At 45.7% G+C, this 17,312-nt stretch carries 16 protein-coding genes; 11 read left to right on the top strand and 5 right to left on the bottom strand.

Annotated features, from left to right (window positions below; genetic code table 11):
• Positions 1-157 precede the first annotated feature (157 nt).
• The gene (locus ACVBJC_RS00420) at positions 158-817 is read left to right on the top strand and encodes a 7-cyano-7-deazaguanine/7-aminomethyl-7-deazaguanine transporter (RefSeq protein WP_447159052.1); all 660 of its coding nucleotides are present in this window, start codon (positions 158-160) and stop codon (positions 815-817) included.
• Positions 818-938: 121 nt separating this feature from the next.
• On the top strand, positions 939-1,397 hold the full coding sequence (locus tag ACVBJC_RS00415) for a GNAT family N-acetyltransferase (protein WP_447159053.1): 459 nt from the start codon (positions 939-941) through the stop codon (positions 1,395-1,397).
• Positions 1,398-2,064: 667 nt separating this feature from the next.
• Here the strand turns inward: ACVBJC_RS00415 and ACVBJC_RS00410 are convergent.
• On the bottom strand, positions 2,065-4,203 hold the full coding sequence (locus tag ACVBJC_RS00410) for a sensor histidine kinase (RefSeq protein WP_447159054.1): 2,139 nt from the start codon (positions 4,201-4,203) through the stop codon (positions 2,065-2,067).
• Positions 4,204-4,236: 33 nt separating this feature from the next.
• The gene (locus tag ACVBJC_RS00405; RefSeq protein WP_447159139.1) at positions 4,237-5,619 is read right to left on the bottom strand and encodes a sigma-54-dependent transcriptional regulator; all 1,383 of its coding nucleotides are present in this window, start codon (positions 5,617-5,619) and stop codon (positions 4,237-4,239) included.
• A 276-nt stretch (positions 5,620-5,895) separates the two neighbouring features.
• On the opposite strand from ACVBJC_RS00405, the gene ACVBJC_RS00400 reads away from it, so the two are divergent.
• Genes ACVBJC_RS00400 through moaA form a run of 6 tightly spaced genes read left to right on the top strand, consistent with a single transcriptional unit; the run spans position 5,896 to position 11,657 of the window.
• Positions 5,896-6,708, top strand: a complete 813-nt coding sequence (locus ACVBJC_RS00400; protein ID WP_447159055.1) for a substrate-binding domain-containing protein — start codon at positions 5,896-5,898, stop codon at positions 6,706-6,708.
• Positions 6,705-7,412, top strand: coding sequence for an ABC transporter permease (locus ACVBJC_RS00395; protein ID WP_447159056.1), 708 nt, complete (start codon positions 6,705-6,707; stop codon positions 7,410-7,412). The genes ACVBJC_RS00400 and ACVBJC_RS00395 overlap by 4 nt, the downstream gene beginning before the upstream one ends.
• A gap of 16 nt (positions 7,413-7,428) precedes the next feature.
• On the top strand, positions 7,429-8,187 hold the full coding sequence (locus ACVBJC_RS00390) for an ABC transporter ATP-binding protein (protein WP_447159057.1): 759 nt from the start codon (positions 7,429-7,431) through the stop codon (positions 8,185-8,187).
• Between the two features lie 52 nt (positions 8,188-8,239).
• Positions 8,240-8,842: a molybdenum cofactor guanylyltransferase MobA gene (gene mobA, locus ACVBJC_RS00385; protein WP_447159058.1), complete on the top strand. Its 603-nt coding sequence runs from the start codon at positions 8,240-8,242 to the stop codon at positions 8,840-8,842.
• 8 nt (positions 8,843-8,850) lie between these two features.
• Positions 8,851-10,650, top strand: coding sequence for a bifunctional molybdopterin-guanine dinucleotide biosynthesis adaptor protein MobB/molybdopterin molybdotransferase MoeA (locus ACVBJC_RS00380; RefSeq protein WP_447159059.1), 1,800 nt, complete (start codon positions 8,851-8,853; stop codon positions 10,648-10,650).
• A 20-nt stretch (positions 10,651-10,670) separates the two neighbouring features.
• Complete coding sequence (gene moaA, locus ACVBJC_RS00375) at positions 10,671-11,657, top strand: GTP 3',8-cyclase MoaA (protein WP_447159060.1); 987 nt, start codon at positions 10,671-10,673, stop codon at positions 11,655-11,657.
• Between the two features lie 340 nt (positions 11,658-11,997).
• Here moaA and ACVBJC_RS00370 read toward each other — a convergent pair whose 3' ends face one another.
• A complete protein-coding gene (locus tag ACVBJC_RS00370; RefSeq protein ID WP_447159061.1) occupies positions 11,998-12,825 on the bottom strand; it encodes a DUF2971 domain-containing protein in 828 nt (275 codons plus the stop codon).
• Positions 12,826-13,304: 479 nt separating this feature from the next.
• Here ACVBJC_RS00370 and ACVBJC_RS00365 point away from each other — a divergent pair, with 479 nt between their 5' ends.
• Positions 13,305-13,493, top strand: coding sequence for a hypothetical protein (locus tag ACVBJC_RS00365; protein WP_447159062.1), 189 nt, complete (start codon positions 13,305-13,307; stop codon positions 13,491-13,493).
• 630 nt (positions 13,494-14,123) lie between these two features.
• Here ACVBJC_RS00365 and ACVBJC_RS00360 read toward each other — a convergent pair.
• Positions 14,124-14,285: a hypothetical protein gene (locus tag ACVBJC_RS00360; RefSeq protein WP_447159063.1), complete on the bottom strand. Its 162-nt coding sequence runs from the start codon at positions 14,283-14,285 to the stop codon at positions 14,124-14,126.
• A 400-nt stretch (positions 14,286-14,685) separates the two neighbouring features.
• Positions 14,686-14,940, bottom strand: coding sequence for a hypothetical protein (locus ACVBJC_RS00355; protein WP_439267530.1), 255 nt, complete (start codon positions 14,938-14,940; stop codon positions 14,686-14,688).
• A 565-nt stretch (positions 14,941-15,505) separates the two neighbouring features.
• Here ACVBJC_RS00355 and ACVBJC_RS00350 point away from each other — a divergent pair.
• Together ACVBJC_RS00350 and mutM are read left to right on the top strand one after the other, a co-directional pair.
• On the top strand, positions 15,506-15,958 hold the full coding sequence (locus ACVBJC_RS00350) for a hypothetical protein (protein ID WP_447159064.1): 453 nt from the start codon (positions 15,506-15,508) through the stop codon (positions 15,956-15,958).
• Positions 15,959-16,077: 119 nt separating this feature from the next.
• Positions 16,078-16,893 (top strand): bifunctional DNA-formamidopyrimidine glycosylase/DNA-(apurinic or apyrimidinic site) lyase, encoded by an 816-nt coding sequence (gene mutM, locus ACVBJC_RS00345; protein ID WP_447159065.1) that lies wholly within the window; start codon positions 16,078-16,080, stop codon positions 16,891-16,893.
• Positions 16,894-17,312 lie beyond the last annotated feature (419 nt).

The raw sequence follows: 17,312 nt of genomic DNA, 5'->3' as shown, positions 1-17,312 counted from the left end.
TTAAGCTTGCTCAAATAAAAAACTGCTCTATAATTTGCGCCCCCCTATATTCAGTAGGGGACGAACCACTCTGTTTAACCAAAAATTGTAAAATTATAGCGATGTTCGCTATTGCGGGTTCCCTAACCCCGCCCGATTTATTTAAAAAGGCCACAAGATGTTGATGTTAACCCCTGCACAGGTTCGCCGTGCATTACTGCTATTAGCAGGCTTTCATATTGTTATTATTTGTGCGAGTAACTACCTTGTACAACTTCCCTTTCAGATATTTGGCTTCCATACCACATGGGGCGCATTTAGCTTTCCCTTTGTCTATTTAGCTACCGATCTAACGGTTCGAATATTCGGCCAGCAAGCGGCAAGAAAAATTATCTTCCTCGCCATGGTACCAGCACTGATCATCTCTTATTTGATGGGCGTGGTGTTCCACCAAGGTAGCTTCCAAGGCGCTGAAGCACTACTTGAGTTCAACAGTTTTGTGTTCCGAATCGCTTTTGCAAGCTTCGCGGCCTATCTGGTTGGGCAGCTGATGGATATTTTTGTTTTTGCCAAGCTCAGAGAGACCAAGTCTTGGTGGGTTGCACCTTCAGCATCTACCATAGTCGGCAACCTGATAGACACTATCGTGTTCTTCGGCCTAGCCTTCTACGCTTCAACTGACGAGTTTATGGCAACACACTGGCCAGAAATCGCCACTGTCGATTACGGATTTAAGCTAATTGTTAGTTTAGGCCTGTTCTTGCCCGTATACGGTCTGTTATTAAAGTTCTTACAAGATAAGATCTTACAAGATTCGGCTCGCAAAACCGCCAGCTAACGGCAGTTAACGCTTAACAACAACTGGACTGACCTGTTATAATTTCGCCAATTCGTTCACCTTTCAGCCAATGGTTTGGTTGTATTACAGGGTGAACTGGCGAAGTTATTGAGAGTTAGAAATGTACACCATTGAAATTGAAGCCGTAACTGAGTTTACGCCTGAAGTGCTTGAGCTGATCCAGACTGTCTATTCTGCCATTCCTGAATTTGAACAAGGTTACGCTAGCCAAGAGATCAGCCAGCGCCTACTTGCTGGCCCTGCGTTATTGCTTGTTGCTAAAGTCGAAGGTGAAATTGCCGGTTTTAAACTTGGCTACCAAACTGAAGACCAGGTATTTTACAGCTGGCTAGGTGGAGTAACACCTGATTTTCGTGGTCTAGGTTTAGCTAAGAGCTTACTTGAGTATCAAGAACGCTGGGCGACTGAGCAAGGCTATCAACGTATCGACGTTAAAACCCGTAACTGCTTCCCTAGCATGCTAAACATGCTGATCAGTAATCAATATCAGATCACCGCTATGGTTAGCGATGCTCAAAATCACAGCCAGAATAAGCTGCACTTACAAAAGCATTTTTAATACTGCTGGGTATAACTGTTAGTGAAATAAGTGAGTAAATTGGCTAAAAGTGCGTAATAAAACTTGCAAACCCAAATGAGAATGATTATTGTTGCCTTGCGTTCCAAAACTCGGATTAACACATAAAGTTCTCATCATCTTTATCTGCAATAGAGTTTTATTAAGCACGACATTGCTCACACACTCTTTGTGGCCAGGATTATTTCCTGGCTATTTTTTTGAGTTAAGTTCAAAGAAATACATATTTCAGTCTGAAACTGAGTGGGTTTTCAATGTAAATAACGAAAGCTAAAATACTGTTTTAAATCAAGTAATATTTATTTTTGAAATAATTACGATTTGATTGGTTATTGTACTTGCAAGATCAAATGATAATGATTACTATTTGCATGCGTTCCGAAACTCGCTAATACTTAAAGGCATCTCATCTCCTTAAAGTTTGAGTTTTATTAAGCACGACATTGCTCACACACTCTTTGTGGCCAGGATTATTTCCTGGCTATTTTTTTATCTGTCATTCAGTTGTGCTGAGATTAATACCTGCATGTAGGCAAGCGACACCGCATTGGCCATACTCTTTAAAAGGCCCTGTTCAAGCGTTCTACTGAAACACTCTTGTTTAAGAGCTCTGAGCAAGAGCTCTTGTTTAAGCGATCTGATTAAGCAGCTAGTCTTTCGACATATCGCTATGCTTACCGCTAAACTGCAAGCCTTCATAGGGAGTATTACTCTGGTCTTCGATGGCCTTATGGTACAAACCAATAGTAAACAAGCTGCCCTTGCCTACTGTAGAACTCACCTCAATGGTGCCACCAATACGCTTAATAATGCCGTAACTCAGCGATAAGCCTAATCCAGTACCATCTTTACGCGTGGTGTAAAAAGGGTCGAAAATACGGTTAAGCTCTTCCTCTGGAATACCCTTACCTTCATCTTCGACTTCAATTTTCACTCCAACTGGCTCGCCATGCTGCACCCAGTCATAGGTACGGATCCAGATTTGGCCTTTACCGTTCATTGCATGGGCGGCGTTTACCACGAGATTAATAAGCACTTGCAGCAGTTGCGGGCGGTTCACCTGAATGGGATAACTCGCATTGAGTTCTTGGTTAAGCACCACTTGCTGCTTTTGAATCGAGTGGCGCACTAATACCAGCATCTCTTCGATAATGGGGGTGATCTGGTGCATCTCTAACGGGGCGTTAAACTCCCCAGGACGGCTGTATTGCAACAAGCTGCGGATAATGGTGCTAATACGACCCACTTGCTGGATCACTAGCTCAATCTCTTCTTCAACGTCATCAGCTCTATCGCCTAGCTCGTATTTAAGCAATTCCATATTGCCTAAGATCACCGCTGTCGGGTTATTGATCTCATGAGCAATACCCGCTGTAAGCTCACCCAACGCGGTCAATTTTTCATTGATCACCAACTGTTGTCGAGTCTCATTAAGCAGTGCCACATTAGCTTGTAGCTCTTCAGTTTTTTCTTGCAAGCTGCGAGTACGCTCTTCAACTTTAACTTCTAACTGCTCGGCTGCGGCTTGAATTTGGGTGTTGCGTCGCTGCAGAAGATCCAGCATGCGATCAAACTGCTCTGCGAGGTTAGACAGCTCATTGCCACTGTCTAGACCCAATGATCCTATGCGTAAATTACGACCCGATTGCACCGCTTTTACCACATGGTGAATACGCTCTATCGGTTGCAATAAGCTGTAGGCACCGCGATAAACCAGCCAACCAGAGACCAGCAACACCAACATCAAGATAGTCCCGAGCTCAATAATGTTAAGCAGGTAATTATGGATAAACGGCGACTCAGAAAATCCGGTATAGATCATACCGATACGTTTACCGTTAATATCTTCTAGTGGTGAATAGGCTGAAATAAACCAATCGTTGAAAACAAATGCTCTATCGACCCAGAGTAGGCCTTGATTAAGCACCTTTTCGCGCACTTCAGATGACACCAAACTGCCGAGTGCTCGACCTTGTTTGTCATCCCCTTGAGGGAAGAAATGCAGCGGAACGTTAGTACTGATGCGGATATTATCGAGGAAGATGGTGACAGTACCGATTGAGCGTTCTGGTAATGTGCCCTTGTCGTACACTAAGTCGCGAATGTGATCGACGATACGGGTGTCACGGTTAAGCATGATACCGCCATCTAAATACCAGGAAACGTTGCCATTGGTATCAGCAACGGGCAGTAAGCTTCTGCTTAACAGGCCACGTTTTTCTAAATGTTTACTGGGTTCTTGTGCCCGCAATGTCTTCATTACAGTCACTTGGGCTCTGTCGGCGAGTTCAGGGTCTATGCGGGCTAAACGGCTTGGTTCGAGTACCATTAAGCCAGAGAAAGGTGCCACGCCTTCGATGTGGGGAAGCATCTGCCTTAAATCGGGATCGGCCGCGGCTTCAGACACACTAATCAGCCGTAAAAAATCTAAGTTAAGATCTTTTTTGGCCTGGTCTAAAACCTGCTGCAGATTATTGCGCTGTTGCTTGGAGTCATTACCAATTTGGCGAAAATCATTCTGAAACGGCCAGGACTCCATCACCAACTCAAGCTGTTTTTCTTGATTATCCTGGACGGTAATTAGAGTACTGTTTGCCACGGTCAAATCGGCTTTGACCTTCATAAACAGCTGCTTACCTGTGTAGCTTATATTCCAATATATGGTAATAAAAACCAAACTGACTAAGGTTAGCAAGATAGGCAACAAGGTTAAAATCAAGATGCGATAACGCACCTTAGCCTGCATTTGCTGCCAACTCACACCAAACATATTGGAAAAAAACGACACAGCTACTCCCCTAGAGCGATCTCATTGTTATTGTTATTCTTCTTTATCGGCTTCGCCGCCGAACCACTCTTTGTATTTTCTATCTAGCGTCTTACGTGACACACCTAAATCGCGCGCGGCGGCTGATTTATTACCACCATGCACATCAACAACACGTGTCACATGGTCACGCTCAACGTCTTTAAGCGCCCATTGTAATGGATAACCCGACTCAACCAGCATTTCAGCCTTAGGTTGTGCTTTCCAGTACTCGGCGGGTGGCTTACCTAACAAAATGCAGCGTTCAATCATATTGCGCAATTCACGAATATTACCTGGCCATTCGTGTTGTTGCAGCTTTAATAGGTCTTCATGACTCCAGACCACCTCTTTTACCCCCAACTCTGCTGCCAACTGGCAAGTAAAGTGATGGGTTAGCTCAACGATATCTTCAGGGCGATCGCGCAGTGGCGGGATCACGATATCGAGCACGTTAAGACGGTAGTACAGGTCACGTCTAAAGTTGCCGGCTTCAACTTCTTCCGACAATTTACGGTTAGTTGCCGCCAACACGCGCACATCGATATTAATTTCTTTTTCGCTACCCACAGGACGAATGGTGCGTTGCTCAAGTACGCGCAATAATGCCGTTTGCATCTTAAGTGGCATTTCACCGATTTCGTCGAGGAAAATTGTACCACCTGAGGCAAAGCTAAATAAGCCTTCTCTGTTACCTTTTGCACCGGTAAATGCGCCCGCTGAATGACCAAACAGCTCACTTTCTAATAGCTCTGGTGCAATCGCGCCACAGTTAACGGGCACAAACGGCCCCTGGCGACCACTAAGAATATGCAACTGTCTGGCGACCAGCTCTTTACCCGTACCCGATTCGCCCTCAATCAACACCACGGCGTTGGTTGGTGCGACGCGTTCGATAATATGCTTCACTTCCGTCATCGCATCGCTTTGACCAATGATGGTCGAGGATTGGTTAAATGACACCTCTCGGCGCAGCATCAGATTTTCACGCTTAAGCAAGCGACGTTCAATACAGCGGTCAACCGCCTTCATCATCTGCTCTAAATGGAAAGGCTTCATAATGAAATCAGACGCGCCAGCTCGTAGTGCCTTGATCGCCACATCCATATCGGCATAGCCCGTCATAAAGATGATATCAGAGCGGCGTTCTTGATCGTTGAGCGCCTCATGCCATTCAATACCTGAACGACCGGGTAGACGAATATCAACAATTAACAGATCAAAATGACAGCGCGAACGCAGTTGCTCAGCATCTTCGACGCTGGACGCGGTTTCGACTAAAGCAAACTTTTTAGCAAGCGCTTTCTTTAAAAAGCTGCGCATGCCGGGTTCATCATCAACGATCAGTACAGATACTGCAGAAGGAAGTGGCTTCATATTATTTATTCTCTGTCCCACCTTGTCTGGCCGAGGGACAATTTGACTCATTATGCATCAAGTCTAACATCTAACCCGTTCAAATAGGTCACTATGAACCATGTAATCGCGATCTTGGGACATAATGTCTGTGCTTTTTTTGCCATCAACGCGACCAAGATCACACATGAGTTACAAATGTGAACTGAAATAACGCAAACCAAGCATGGCATCAAACTTGCTTTTAAGTCGATTGAATTCGATTTCAATCAGGTGCTCAGGTATCGAGTAGCCCATTTTATTTTCCAAGGAGTAAAAATGCTAAACCTTAAACGCGTTATTGGTCTTGCGGTTACCGCTGCGCTATTTGTTGGTATGCCAGCTCAAGCTAACGAAGTCATTAAGCTTGCTACCACGACTAGTACTGAAAACTCAGGTCTACTGAAGAATTTATTACCCAAATTTGAAGCTGAAACAGGCTACCAAGTACAAGTTATTGCAACAGGTACCGGCAAAGCCCTTAAGCTTGCTCGCCAGGGTGACGTGGACGTTGTGATGACTCATGCGCCAGGCGCTGAAGCAAAATTCGTTGAAGAGGGTTACGGCCGTCTACCACGTGGCATTATGGAAAATGACTTCGTAGTGCTAGGTCCAAAGAACGATCCTGCTCAAATTCGTTCAAGCAAAACCGCTGAAGAAGCCTTTGCTAAAATCGCTAAATCAGGTGTACCTTTTATCTCACGTGGTGACAACTCCGGCACCAACATGAAAGAGCTGCTTATTTGGAAGAATGCTAATATTACTCCAGAATTCAAAGGTTACACTGCAGTTGGTCAAGGTATGGGCAAAACGCTACTAATGGCTAGCGAATTAGAAGGTTATACACTATCTGACCGTGGCACTTTTGTTGCTTATTCAGGTAAAATAGATCTAGCAGTAGATTTTGATGGCGGTAAAGCACTGGCTAACCCATACCAAATCATACTCATCAGTGAAGCTAAGTACCCAACACTAAACCACAAGGGTGCTAAAGCATTGAGCGACTGGCTGATCGGCGCTGAAGCGCAAGGCATGATCAACAATTATAAAGTTCAGGGAGAACAATTGTTCAAGGCAACATATAGCGAATGAATGAAGGCTGGTTAGCCCTTATACAGCAGGCATTAAGCCTGCTGTTTTCATTGGACCCAGAAGTGTGGTCCATTATAGCTGTTTCTTTTTCAGTCTCATTTGCGGCTTTAGCGATCACGCTATTGCCTTCTATGGTGCTGGGCTTTCTGTTGGCCTTTACTCGCTTTCCTGGCCGCTGGTTAGTCACCAATCTAATCCAAACCTTGCAATCTATTCCAACAGTTGTCATCGGCCTGCTGGTCTATCTGCTGCTAACCCGCATGGGTCCCCTTGGCGATCTCAAATGGCTGTTCACCCAAAAAGGCATGATTTTAGGCCAGATGCTAATTTGCGCTCCTGTATTAGTTGCCATGAGCCAAGCGGCTTTTACCAGTGTCGATCGCCGTGCATGGGAAACCTCTCGAACACTAGGTGCACCAGCATTAAGTGCCATCTGGGCAGTCTGCAGAGAACTTAAAGTTCCACTATTATTAGCTATTGTTGCCGCGTTTAGTCGTATATTGACTGAAATTGGTTGTTCGATGATGGTCGGCGGCAATATTGCTGGCGTCACACGTAATATTCCCACCGCAATTGCACTGGAAACCAGTAAAGGTGACTTTGCCCAAGCGATTGCACTCGGACTTGTACTACTCGTTCTAGCACTCATTTTAAACTTTGCTCTAGGTACACTTAGAGGCAAAGCCGAGCCGAGGAGTCATTAAACAAATGGCATCTATCATGGCAGCGAAAACAGCAAGCAATAATACAAAAGCGGGTGCGAGGATCATTGCACAGGATCTTGAGATGCGTTTTGAAGGCAAGCATCTGTTTAGCGCTGCTAAATTAGTGTTTGAACAAAACCGTGTCATTCATCTACAAGGTGACAACGGCTGCGGTAAAACCACCTTGATGAAATTGCTCGCAGGCTTTATTCAGCCAACATCGGGGACGATTCAAGCCCAAGGCTTTAGCATTGCCCCCTGGTGGCGTAGCAACTCTATCACCGGCAAGGCCATTTATTTGCACCAGCACCCTTACTTGTTTGAAGGTAGCGTGTTGTATAACTTGACCTACCCGTTAAGATTCTTACACGCAGATACACAGCTTCTCAAAGCTCGAACCGAGCAAGCGATCGACAAAGCGCAGTTGCGCCACCTGTTGACCCAAGCCGCTTCTAGCCTGTCTGGCGGAGAAAAGCAGCGCTTAGCGATTGCTAGAGCTTGGATTATCCAGCCCAAGCTACTGATGCTAGATGAACCGACCTCTAATATGGATAAACACTCGCAACATTTAGTTTTGCAGATGATTAGCGACTTAAAACAGCAGGGAACTGGCATGTTAATTAGTAGCCATCAGACTTGTATGTTAACCAAAGTATGCGATCATGCTTGGCTGATTAGCGATAAAACCATTACCACCGATACACTTTGCGCACTTAAAAGCAGTAATGATGCGCAGGCTGAGTTTTCAGCTAATTTGAACGTATCGCTTGGGTAACTTAAATGAGCAAGTTTTAAGTAAAACTGCAATAAACAATAGGGTAACAGTGATGACAGCACGAGTTGATGCAGTAATCCTTGCTGGCGGTATGGCCAGACGCATGGGTGGAAACGACAAAGGTTTAGTCGAGCTAGAAAATCAGCCGATGATTAAACATGCTATTGATCGGATAAAACCTCAAGTTAAGGAGATCCTGATCAACGCAAATCGAAACCAAAACCGTTATTCTGAGTTTGGTTTTAAAGTGATCAGTGACCAAGATAGCGGCTATTTAGGCCCACTAGCTGGCATGATCACCGCAATGAGCAATACCGATGCAGAATATTTACTGGTCGTTCCTTGCGATTGCCCACTGTTACCAACAGATTTAGTCGCTAGAATGCTAGCGAAATTAACGGCTGAAGATGCCGAGCTCGCTGTGGCGAGTGACGGTAAACGCGAGCAACCTGTCGTCATGCTGCTCAAGCCAAGTTTACGTGCATCCATGAAAGCATTTTTAGATGCTGGCGAACGCAAAATCGATTTTTGGTACGCCAAGCATCACTATGTGGTCACCGAGTTTTCAGATCAGCCAAATGCATTTGTAAACGTGAACACACCAGAACAAAAACAGCAGCTAGGTGAAGCCATAGCTAATGAAAAAAATCACTAGAGGTGTAAATGAGCATACCTTTTACTAATCCGTTATCGATTCCTGTACTCGGATTCTGCGCCTACAGTGGCACAGGCAAGACCACATTGTTAAAGCAATTAATCCCTGAGCTTAATCGCCGAGGTGTGCGACTCGCAGTCATTAAGCATGCTCATCATAACTTCGACGTCGATATTCCAGGTAAAGACAGCTATGAAATGCGCAAAGCAGGCGCAAAGCAGATGCTGGTTGCCTCTCATGTACGCTGGGCGTTAATGACTGAAGACGCCAAAGACGGCGACCCTGAGCTACCACATTTGCTGAAACAGATTGAAGCCGACAAGGTTGATATCGTCCTCGTTGAAGGTTTTAAAAAGCTCGAACTGCCTAAAATTGAACTGCACCGCGCCGCTCATGGCAAGCCTTTCATCCATACCAATGATGATAATATTCAAGCCATTGCCTGCTGTGATGACACAGAATTACCCAGCGAACTACGCCGCTTAGACATCAATAATATTGAGCAAATCGCTGACTATGTGGGTGAGTACATTGCCGCATGGAAGCCATGCCCGGTTGATTTGCCGATGGCGCCAACCTGTGGCTGCGAGTTAGATAACAGCAGCACGCTGTCAGTGCGACAAGGTATCGATAAGATTTTATCTTACGTTAAGCCGGTAACCGCAACAGAAGCGGTTGAGCTTGATGAACTAGAGAACCGTATCCTTGCAAGCGACGCCATTTCACCTGTCGATGTGCCACAGCACACCAACTCAGCAATGGACGGTTACGCCTTTAAACTGAGTGATGACAGCAGCGCAGCGTACAAGATGGTTGGCGAAGTGATGGCTGGCCACGCTTACAACGGCACAATTGCCGCTGGCGAAGCCGTGCGCATTATGACAGGCGCACCATTGCCAGCAGGAGCAGACACGATTCAGCTACGCGAGCTTGCCAACGAGCAAGATGGCGAAGTGCGTTTTGAAGGTGAAATGAGCCTAGGCCAGCACGTACGCCAAGCGGGTGAAGACATTGCTCAAGGTGCAACAGCCCTTGCAGCCCACACTCGCTTGCACGCTGCAGAGCAAGGTTTACTCGCCTCACTTGGCTTTGGTGAGTTACCGGTATTTAAACGTCCAAAAGTTGCCGTGTTCTCAACTGGCGATGAAGTTTGCCAGCCAGGGGAGCCATTAAAGGCTAACTGCATATTCGATTCTAACCGCTACACCATCAAGTCGATGGCGAAAAAGCTAGGTTGTGAAGTGATCGATTTAGGCATTATTCAAGATTCAGAAGCGGCACTGGCGCAAGCGTTAAAAGATGGCGCCGCCCAGGCAGATATTGTGATCAGTTCAGGCGGTGTATCAGTCGGCGACGCCGATTATATTAAAACCGTACTTGAACAGGTCGGACAAATTAACTTCTGGCGCATCAATATGCGTCCGGGTCGCCCACTAGCCTTTGGCCAAATCGACGATAGCTTATTCTTCGGTTTACCGGGTAACCCAGTAGCAGTAATGGTGTCGTTCTTACAATTTGTACAGCCAGCAATTCGTAAGCTTGCAGGCGAGCAAAACTGGGCACCGGCTATGGTACCCGCGATTACCGACAAACCGCTGCGCAGCCGTACTGGCCGAACAGAGTTTACCCGCGGCATCTATCATTTAGCTGCTGACGGCAAGTTACATGTAACCACAACAGGTGCTCAGGGCTCAGGGATGCTTAGCTCAATGGTAAAAGGAAACTGCCTCATCGTAATAGGCGAGAAAGATGACCAGTTAAATCCAGGTGACACAGTTTATATTCAACCTTTTGCCGACCTTCTATAGAGGTCATGTAGGTAGTTAGTATGAGTTTAATCGTTGACACTTTTGGTCGCACGGTAGAATACCTGCGCCTATCAGTCACTGATCGCTGTGATTTTCGCTGCGTGTATTGCATGAGCGAAGATCCCTGCTTTTTAGGCAGAGAGCATGTGTTAAGTCTGGAAGAATTAGCTTGGGTTGCCCAAGCTTTTACCGAACTTGGCGTAAAGAAAATCCGCTTAACCGGCGGTGAGCCGTTAGTGCGCACCGACTGCGATCAGCTAGTGAAGCTATTAGGTAAGTTACCTGGGCTTGAAGAGTTGTCGATGACAACCAACGGCTCGCGTTTAACCCGCTTCGCGGCAGAGATGCATGATTCAGGGTTAAACCGACTCAACATCAGCCTAGATACGCTAAAGCCGGATCTGTTTACCACGCTGACCCGTAACGGCAAAGTTGACCGCGTTATCGCGGGTATCGACGCCGCCATTGCAGCGGGCTTTAAAAAGATTAAGATCAACGCGGTGATTTTGCGTGGTCAAAACGATGATGAAGTCTTAGATTTAATCGAGTTTTGCCGCGAGCGAGACCTAGATATCGCCTTTATCGAAGAGATGCCGCTTGGCGTTATCGACGAGCGCAAGCGCAGCCGCCATTGCAGCAGTAAAGAGATCCAGGACATTATCACCGAGCGTTACCCACTTATCGCCTCAAACCGCCGTACAGGTGGACCTGCGCGTTACTTCACCATGCCCGGCAGCGACATCCACGTAGGCTTTATCTCGCCACACAGCAACAACTTTTGCCACGAATGTAACCGTGTCCGCGTCACCGTAGAGGGCAAACTGTTACTCTGCTTAGGCAACGAAAACTCGGTCGACTTAAAAGCGATTGTACGCGAGTTCCCCGGTGACATAGAAAAGCTTAAAGTAGCGATTCTAGACGGCATTCAACACAAGCCAAAAGAGCACCATTTTGACCCCAACGGCGAAACCCAGATCCTGCGGTTTATGAATGCAACGGGCGGTTAACTGTTGCTTGAACAGTTAGTTTTCGCTTGTTGGTGGTCTGGTGTTTTCTGCAGCCACTGTGGTTAGCTTTGAATTAGCTGTACGCTAGATACATAAAACCCGACGTCACTGTCGGGTTTTATGTATATGCCTGTTTTGGGTAAAACATCAAAAATTGCAGATGATTTAACACCGAAACAGCCAAAAGTATCACGTTCGCTTAAGAACTTTTTTGCTTCTGGTCTATTAAGATTAGATGGGTAAAACAGGTTTTCGCTCCAAAACTTGGCATATTATTTATCTAAGCTAATGCGGTATGGGGCTATATCCAATATAACCTAATCGGCACACGTACTAGATCCTATATTCTTATTTCTTCTGTTATGACACTATAACCACTCGGATGAACACAAACCTTCAACACCTTAACATTTGGAAAGTATTGACTAGCAATAGCTAATATAACCTTCTGCTGTCCTAATGGCATTTTCTCTCCAATATAAATAGCCTCAAGAGCATCGATAGAGTAACGATGCAGACCTTCATTATGAGAGATAAAGCGCAATTCACCTTCATAATCCCATTGCTCATGTTTGGTTAAAATAGGTCGACAATACTCGATATCATCTTCACTTAAATAATCTAAGATGTTGAAATTCTTAGGCTCACTCACATAATCAACGGTACTCCAAGCAATTTTTGGATTAAGCACTTTGAGTGACCGATAAAACTCACTAGCAGAAAACTGCAAACAAAATCCAGAGAAGCCGTTTCCATAATGCGACCACATCAACATATTGGCATAGTTGGGATAAGGGTATTCGGGTATGTCCACTGTAGTTGAAAATACACACAATGAATTAAAAAAAGCCTCTCGCTGTTTTTTAAGTTCGATCATAGAGTTATTCATTTTTTCAATGAACACCTCGCTGTCAACTAAATACCTTTGCGTTGCGATTTCTAGGGCTTCTTGAGGAGCCACTTTACCTTTCAAAAACTCTGCACCAAACTTAATAAGTTGTGTGACTTTCTCATCCTCATCTTTCGGTTCTATATAGGAGACAAAACCTTCAAAAGGATCATTGAGATTTTTAACTTTTGAAAACCAGACAGCCCCTTCTGCTAACGCCGAAATAGAGTTATCGCTAAATGACGAGAATTTATAGATACGATCTGTAGGAAATTCCACATTCCCCTCCCAAAAAAATTAATAGCCCCTAACGAAACAGGTGTGTAATCCTTCTATCCGTACAGAACTTTAACCATTATAAATAAGTCTAGTTAATGTTCATCAATCGAATATAACCCATTGTTTTAAAATAACACATCAAATTACTTGATACACTTTATGTGTCTTTTCAGAATGTTAATTCCACTAGAAATAAGGTGTGAACCTTTGCCTCATCAATGGTTCCAATTGCCTGCGGCAGGCAATTGTGCAGATACTTCTGAGGCTCGCTTTTTCTCTTCATAATAGAACTGGCCCTGACCGCTCTGCGAAAACATCCTTGTTTTCGAAGGCCTAAGCCGCATCTACACCGGGTTAGAAAAGCTGGAAACTTTCAGTTCTGAGTTCTCAATATAAAAACAAAAAACAAGAGGCTCACCTGTAGTTACAGAAAACACCAGTTCCCCATCGAAGTTGCCGAAATACGGAAATGAAAATGCGTGGAACCATCATGGATGATGGTTCAGGCTCAGCGGGACATGGATGTCCCATCTGAGCCGTTAGGCGATTTTTATTGGAGTATGAGGATCAACAACTTCGTCGGGGCGGCAGGGGTGATCCAAGAGGGGATTGCTGTTGATCCCCTTTTGGCCGTGTGTGAGCTGGAAGCTCACGACTTTAGTTGTTAGACGAAGTCTAACTTAGAAGTCAGGCGCAGCCTGATGCACTACCAATGTGAAGCGAAGCGCCACGACCTTTATCAAGCGCAGATTGAAATCCACCATCTGTGGTTCCAATGACCTGCGGTCAGCGTATGTGCAGATACTGCCGTGACACGCGGCAAGTCCATCCATGGAGGCTCGACCATGACATCCATGTCATGGATGGTCACGGCCGCATCTGCACTGGGTTCGAAAAGCACAACCTTTCAACCTCTGCGTTAGACCTATAAAAAGACAAAGAAAAAACAAAGACACTGCAAGACCAACAACGACTCAAAGGTTACAGAAAACGCCAACTCCCCATCGGAGTTGCCGAAATACGGAAATGAAAATGCCGTGGAGCCATCATGGATGATGGCTCAGGCTCAGCGGGACATGGATGTCCCATCTGAGCCGTTAGGCGATTTTTATTGGAGTATGAGGATCAACAACTTCGTCGGGGCGTCATGGTGGATGCAAGGAGGATAAGGACGAGCAGTCCTCCTTGCCCGGGTGTGGGATGGAATCCCACGACGTTAATTGTTAGACGAAGTCTAACTTAGAAGTCAGGCGCAGCCTGATGCACTACCAATGTGAAGCGAAGCACCACGACCTTTATCAAGCGCAGATTGAAATCAACCATCTGTGGTTCCAATGACCTGCGGTCAGCGTATGTGCAGACACTGCCGCGACACGCTGCAAGTCCATCCATGGAAGCTCGCCCATGACGTCCATGTCATGGGCGGTCACGGCCGCATCTGCACTGGGTTCGAAAAGCACAACCTTTCAACCTCTGCGTTAGACCTATAAAAAGACAAGAAAAAACAAAGACACTGCAAGACCAACAACGACTCAAAGGTTACAGAAAACGCCAACTCCCCATCGGAGTTGCCGAAATACGGAAATGAAAATGCCGTGGAACCATCATGGATGATGGTTCAGGCTCAGCGGGACATGGATGTCCCATCTGAGCCGTTAGGCGATTTTTATTGAAGCATGAGGCCCGTATCTAATGCATGTAACTTCGTCGGGGCGGCAGGGGTGATCCAAGAGGGGATTGCTGTTGATCCCCTTTTGGACGTGTGTGAGCTGGAAGCTCACGACTTTAGTTGTTAGACGAAGTCTAACTTAGAAGTCAGGCGCAGCCTGATAGATTAAGCAAAAACGAGCAAGAGTCTCGCTACTCAAACATCTGATGACTCTTAATCAAAGTACAAGACGGATCATCTTCGCGCTTATTGATATTAACCAATTGGTAAGACGCTTTAATCTCTTTACCAATTTGCTGGTTTACCGATTCAACACCATTCGCCTCAACAGCTTTTAGGTAAGCCTGCATTAATTCACGGTCATTCTGAATAATCAAAAAAATTTCGTTAGATAACTTCTTATTTAGCTTCTGCACAGCCAATTGAGCAATTTCTTTAGGTAACATGATTGTTCTCTGCAAGTATCAGCTAGGTCGCTGATTTCATGTTTATTAAGCGACTATCCATCGAAAAAAATGAAATAGATTAACAAGCAGAAACCACGATTTCCCCATCGAAGTTGCCGAAATACGTTGAAGAAATAGTCGTAATGCCCCCACGGATGTGGGCATAGCTTTCGCGGGACAGGCCGTTCCTAGGCATTCATGCCTTCACGGCATTTGTGAATCCATTCACATCAGATGTCCCATCGGAAGCGTTAGGCTATTTCGAATAAGTACGAGGCCCGTATCTAATGCATGTAACTTCGTCGGGGCGGCAGGGGCGATCCAAGAGGGGATTGCTGTTGATCCCCTCTTGGCCGAGTGTGAGCTGGAAGCTCACGACTTTTATCAAGCGAAGCTTGATTGATTTAATAGTTAGACGCAGTCTAACTTAAAAGTCAGGTGCAGCCTGATGCACCAAAAAGTGGTAAATGACGGTACACCCACCGTTAGCATAATTTGTGGTTCCACCCACTTGCAGATACACTTATCAGATCCCCTAAATAAAACAAAAAGCTGAATTCCCAACATGGCTTTCTCTCGCAAAAAGTGGAACACCATCATCATCCTCGCATCTATTTTGATGATTTCAGTGCTTACCGTCATTGACGATAACAGCAAAATAACGCCACTGCAGACTCAGGCACTCTTCGACAAAGCTGCGCCGCTATCCCAGTTACAATACGGTGAGCTTTGGCTGCAAAAACGCCAGTCTGGTTGGCAATGTAGCAGCGAAGTGCTCAACTGTTTAGAGTGGTCTAATGCGTGGGAACAAGTGCATATCTCGGCACTCACCGATAATCCTGAAACTTCAGGCGAGCCTATAGAGTTGGTGATCCAGGTCGATGACCTGATTGATGCACAGCTGTGGATTTTATTTAGTGAGCAAGGCTTGCTAAAGTCACCTGCTGGGAATTGGTATCAGATCCCAGCAAGTTTACGTGAAAGCTTAATCCCTATTGTTCGTGCTCAAGCAAACTAAGCTAGTAATTTAGGCTAGCAAGCTAAGTGCGTAATATAGGCTCGAATCCTGAACGTAAAGTAAGTTCGTCGTATCGCGAAATTCAAGCCATCACTAAATAACCATAAAAGAGAGAATACATGCCGGAACTCCCCGAAGTTGAAGTCACCAGGCAAGGTGTATCGCCTTACCTTATTGGTAATGAAGTGACTGAGTTAATCATCCGTAACCCTTCACTTAGATGGCCAGTCCCCGACATTGCTAAGCAGATTATCGGCCAGACCATTCGTAATGTACGCCGCCGTGCTAAGTATCTGCTGATTGATACGGATGCGGGAACCACCATAGTGCATTTAGGCATGTCGGGTAGCCTTCGTATTCTGCCCGCCTCCACGCCAGTGGAAAAGCATGATCATATTGATCTGGTGCTCGCGAGCGGTAAAGCCCTGCGCTTTAATGACCCAAGGCGCTTTGGTGCTTGGCTATGGTGTGAACTGCCTGAACAAGCTCACCCGTTATTATCAAAACTGGGCCCTGAACCACTCACTGATGCTTTTAATGCCCCCTACCTACTTGCAGCCTTGGCCAATAAGAAAAAGGCCATAAAACTGTGTTTAATGGACAATCATATCGTGGTTGGCGTGGGTAATATTTACGCGAATGAGGCGCTGTTTGCCGCAGGCATTCATCCACAGACTGAAGCTGGCAAAGTCGATGCAGAGCGTATTACTATTTTGGTTAGCGAAGTGAAACAGATCTTGGCAAGGGCGATAGAGCAAGGTGGTACGACTTTAAAAGACTTTACTAATGCCGATGGCAAACCGGGCTACTTTGCGCAAAAGCTGCATGTTTATGGCCGCGGCGGCGAGACCTGCACTCAGTGCGGACATATGCTGAGTGAAATAAAGCTTGGCCAGCGGGCGACGGTTTTCTGTAGCCTTTGCCAAAAGCTTTAAAAGAAGGTACGAGAGCGTTCGCAAGCTCACTTCTAGGACCTAGGTTCTAGGACGGGCTGCGCCCTGCGAGGAAAAGCAAATGCAAAAGCCAAAACCGTAGCTTTGGCTTTGCTTAGCTTTTACGGCTTTTCCATCTTGACTTGTACCGTCTTAGCTTTTCCTAGGACCTTTTTTTCCTAGAACCTTTTTTAAACCGTCTTATCCTTTCCGTAGGTCGGCATTTATGCCGACAAATCCTATATAAAACAGAATTGATGGGCTAAAACCCAACCTACATATAGAGAACATACTTTCCCTTCTTTGCCTTTCCGGCTTTTCCGTCTTAGCTTTCCTAGGACCTAGGACCTAAGCTCTAAATCCTAGGACCTGCTTTTCCTAGAACCTTTTTTAAACCGTCTTAGCCTTTCCGTAGGTCGGCA

This window comes from Shewanella sp. 0m-6, assembly GCF_052977325.1.
This window is presented reverse-complemented; position numbering and strand designations above follow the sequence as displayed.

Excerpts from the sequence above, each read along its gene's own strand:
- ACVBJC_RS00415 (WP_447159053.1), top strand. The coding sequence starts at position 939 with ATGTACACCATTGAAATTGAAGCCGTAACTGAGTTTACGCCTGAAGTG.
- ACVBJC_RS00390 (WP_447159057.1), top strand. The coding sequence starts at position 7,429 with ATGGCAGCGAAAACAGCAAGCAATAATACAAAAGCGGGTGCGAGGATC.
- ACVBJC_RS00400 (WP_447159055.1), top strand. The coding sequence starts at position 5,896 with ATGCTAAACCTTAAACGCGTTATTGGTCTTGCGGTTACCGCTGCGCTA.
- mutM (WP_447159065.1), top strand. The coding sequence starts at position 16,078 with ATGCCGGAACTCCCCGAAGTTGAAGTCACCAGGCAAGGTGTATCGCCT.
- ACVBJC_RS00350 (WP_447159064.1), top strand. The coding sequence starts at position 15,506 with ATGGCTTTCTCTCGCAAAAAGTGGAACACCATCATCATCCTCGCATCT.
- ACVBJC_RS00420 (WP_447159052.1), top strand. The coding sequence starts at position 158 with ATGTTGATGTTAACCCCTGCACAGGTTCGCCGTGCATTACTGCTATTA.
- ACVBJC_RS00395 (WP_447159056.1), top strand. The coding sequence starts at position 6,705 with ATGAATGAAGGCTGGTTAGCCCTTATACAGCAGGCATTAAGCCTGCTG.
- ACVBJC_RS00380 (WP_447159059.1), top strand. The coding sequence starts at position 8,851 with ATGAGCATACCTTTTACTAATCCGTTATCGATTCCTGTACTCGGATTC.
- ACVBJC_RS00355 (WP_439267530.1), bottom strand. The coding sequence starts at position 14,940 with ATGTTACCTAAAGAAATTGCTCAATTGGCTGTGCAGAAGCTAAATAAG.
- moaA (WP_447159060.1), top strand. The coding sequence starts at position 10,671 with ATGAGTTTAATCGTTGACACTTTTGGTCGCACGGTAGAATACCTGCGC.
- mobA (WP_447159058.1), top strand. The coding sequence starts at position 8,240 with ATGACAGCACGAGTTGATGCAGTAATCCTTGCTGGCGGTATGGCCAGA.